Annotated in this window: 2 protein-coding genes and 1 pseudogene; 1 reads left to right on the plus strand and 2 read right to left on the minus strand. The window is 71.1% G+C overall.

Annotated elements, in window-relative coordinates; all coding sequences use genetic code 11:
- Together IBL25_RS25405 and IBL25_RS25410 are read right to left on the minus strand one after the other, a co-directional pair.
- Positions 1 to 280: hypothetical protein (locus IBL25_RS25405; RefSeq protein ID WP_202986887.1), on the minus strand; the 280-nt coding region annotated here is incomplete at its 3' end.
- Positions 277 to 2,571, minus strand: coding sequence for a glycosyltransferase (locus tag IBL25_RS25410; protein ID WP_187781234.1), 2,295 nt, complete (start codon positions 2,569 to 2,571; stop codon positions 277 to 279). The genes IBL25_RS25410 and IBL25_RS25405, both read right to left, overlap by 4 nt.
- A 59-nt stretch (positions 2,572 to 2,630) precedes the next feature.
- On the opposite strand from IBL25_RS25410, the pseudogene IBL25_RS25415 reads away from it, so the two are divergent.
- Positions 2,631 to 3,002: pseudogene (locus tag IBL25_RS25415) on the plus strand (hypothetical protein); the annotation flags it as partial.

A 3,002-nucleotide genomic window follows, 5' to 3' on the forward strand; every position in this document is an offset into this window, starting at 1 on the left:
CGCCCAGGATCACGATGGCGCCGGGCAGCGTGCCGTCGGCGGCCTGCCGCGGCGTGGCCAGCGGCACTTCCCGCTCCAGCGAGGCCATCAGGCGGCCAGAAGCGGAAGGCGTGGCCAGCAGCGTCACGCCGGTGACCGCCACCGCCGCCCAAAGCCCGCCGGGCCGCCAGCCGCGCCAGGCCAGCACGCCGAAGAGCAGGCTGGCCAGCACCAGCAGCAGGGGCGGCAGCAACAGCGCCGTCAGAACCTGCTGGATCACCAGGGTGGCACCGCCTGTCACGGCATCCGGCTCGCGGGCACCACCGCCGGGCCGGTGGGCAGGGCATGCATCGGCCGCTCCAGCGGCCCGCCGGGCAGCCCGCCAGCCTGGGCGGTGGCGGCACCGAAGCGCACCTCCTGCCAGGTGGCGTTGCGGCCACCGGCTTCCTCGCGGAAGAAGGTGTAGAATTCGTCCAGCCAGTCCAGGAAGCGGTCACGCTGCGCCAGGTCACGGACATAGGGCGTATTGCCCGGCTCCAGCGACGGCGAATGATAGGTCAGCGTGAAGACGCGGTGGCCATGAGCCAGCATGTGGCGCACCAGCCGCTTCGCCTCCGGCACCGTCATGCCTTCCGGCGTCAGCCGGATACGCTCCAGCAGCCCGAGGCGGGAGAGCGCGCCAGCCACGCGGCGGTGGCGCCGGCGGGGATGGAAGGCAAAGCAAGCCAGTTGCTCCTCCCGCCAGCCGGCGAGATGCCCGACCAGCGCGGCGGAGACCGGGATCTCCATCAGCGTCTGGTCCTTGTCCACCCAATAGGGGCCGGGGGCGCTGGCCCAGGCGGCGGGGTCGTCATGGCGTGCGGGGGTGGGCCAGCAGGGGGCGAGGCTGCTATCGGCCACATAGCCGAGCGACTTCAGGATATCGGCCGTGCGCGGCCCGAAACCGTAGCGGCCGGTGCGGTAGATACGCGGCGTGATGCCCAGCTTTTCCGAGATCACCTCGGTCAGGTGGCGCGCCTTGGCCAGTTCCAGCGATACCGGCAGGTTGCCGGCATAGCTGTTGCGCTCGCAGACATCCTCCGCGAAGGGCGGCGTGACCCAGGGGTGCATCTGGGCGCCGATGTCGCAGAGCCCATCCTGCAACAGCTCCCGCAAGGGGCCGCAGCCGATATCCTGCGCCACCACCGGGTAATCCGCCATGTAGAGCGGCACCACGCCGTGCCGGGAGAAGACGCGATGCGCCAGATGCTGGCTGCGCATCGAGCTCACATCCGCGGCGGTGCGGGAGAAGGCGTCGGACCAGTCGAAGGCTTCCTCGGCATCCACGGTGGTCAGCAGCAGGGGGGTGGGGTCCGGGGTCGGTGCCACCGGCGTATGGAAGCGGCGGTCGGCGATGGAGGCGGTGCAGCCAAGGCCGGTGGGTTGCGCTTCCGGCGCATCGGCGACACGGTCGGCGAAGCCATAGATGCCGAGGTAGCGCGCCGCCACCTGCCGCATGCCGAAGCGCGTGGTGGCCAGGTGCCGCGCCGCCGCGCCGATCCGCCGCCGCAGCGCCGGGTCGCCCGCCAGGCGGTCGGCGGCCTGGAGGAAGCCGGCCTCGTCGTTGAAGAGATAGCCCGTCTCGCCATCCAGCACGAAGTCGTCGTTGACGCCGGGCAGGTGGCGCACCACCACCGGCAGGCCATGCGCCATGCCCTCCGGCACCACCGTGCCGAAGCCTTCCAGGCGGGAGGCGAAGGCCAGCATGTCGGCGGCTTCGAAATAGGGGTGGGGGTTCAGTTGTTCCCCCAGGAAGAAGACGGCCTGTTCCATGCCGGCGGCGGCCACGGCCTGCCGCATGCCCGCGACATATTCCGCCTCCAGCTCCGGCCCCACCAGCAGCAGGCGCGCGCGCGGGTGCTTCGCCAGGATGGCGGGCATGGCATCGATCAGGAAGCGCGGGTCCTTCCGCACGCAGAGCCCGCCGACGAAGAGCAGCACCGGGTCCTCGGCGCCGATCCCCAGTTCCGCCCGGATGCGCCCGCGCTCACCCGGCGCGGCCTGCGGCAGGCTGATGCCGCAGGGCACGAGATGGCAGCGCGCCGGATCGACCCCCGAAGCGCTGGTCTCGCGGAACAGCTTGGGGCTGATGCTGACAAAGGCATCGAAGACCTTGAAGCCGCGCTGCACCAGTGGCCGCAGGCTGGCGCGGTAGTTCCCCACCAGCACCGGCACGCTGTCGTCCAGCGTGGCGGAGATCACCAGCCGCCGCCCCGCCAGGGCGGAGAGCAGGTAGGTCAGGAAATACCAGTCCACATGCGTGCGGATATGCACCGTGTCGTAGTGGCGCAGGTTGCGCAGGAACCAGCCCACGAGGGCGACATGATGCGCCACCGTGCCCCGGGGCTTGCGGGTCAGGTAGAAGACGCGCCGCAGGGTGGAGCAGGCGGCGGGGGGCTCGGCCGGGCTGGGCGTTTCCGTCACCAGCAGGTCGTGCTCCACATCCGGCGCCAGCTCCTGCATCACGGCGGAGGAGCGTTCCAGAAACACGCCTTCCCCGGTAAAGGAGGGGCGATAGTATTTGAGCACGTGCAAAACGCGGCGCTTGCTCATCGGCCGGCCTCCACCTGCGGGATTCCCGGTTCCCATCCGCGTGCCTCCGGGACTAGATCATGGCTGTGCAGGTCCGTCTCGCGCCGGTCCAGAGTTTTGCTGAGCTTGAAGGGGAATGGCGCACCCTGGAGGCAGAGCTGCCCGCCCCATCCTTCTTCCAGTCCTGGAGCTGGGTGGGCTGCCTGGCGGAGGAACGCTACCCCGACCCCGTGCTGCTGCGCGCCGAGGCCGATGGCCGGCTGCTGGGGCTGGCGCTGTTCAACCGCCGCCGCCGCCGGCTGCATCTGGCCGAAAGCGGCGATGCCGGCATGGACGCGCCCTTCATCGAGCATAACGCGCCCCTGGCGCATCCGCAGGCCCTGGCGCCGCTGCTGCGTGCCGCCTGGGGCGCGGGTGCCCGCCGGCTGGTGCTGAACGGCGTGCCGCCCGCG

This window comes from Pseudoroseomonas ludipueritiae (assembly GCF_014490445.1).
Lineage (GTDB): Bacteria > Pseudomonadota > Alphaproteobacteria > Acetobacterales > Acetobacteraceae > Pseudoroseomonas > Pseudoroseomonas ludipueritiae.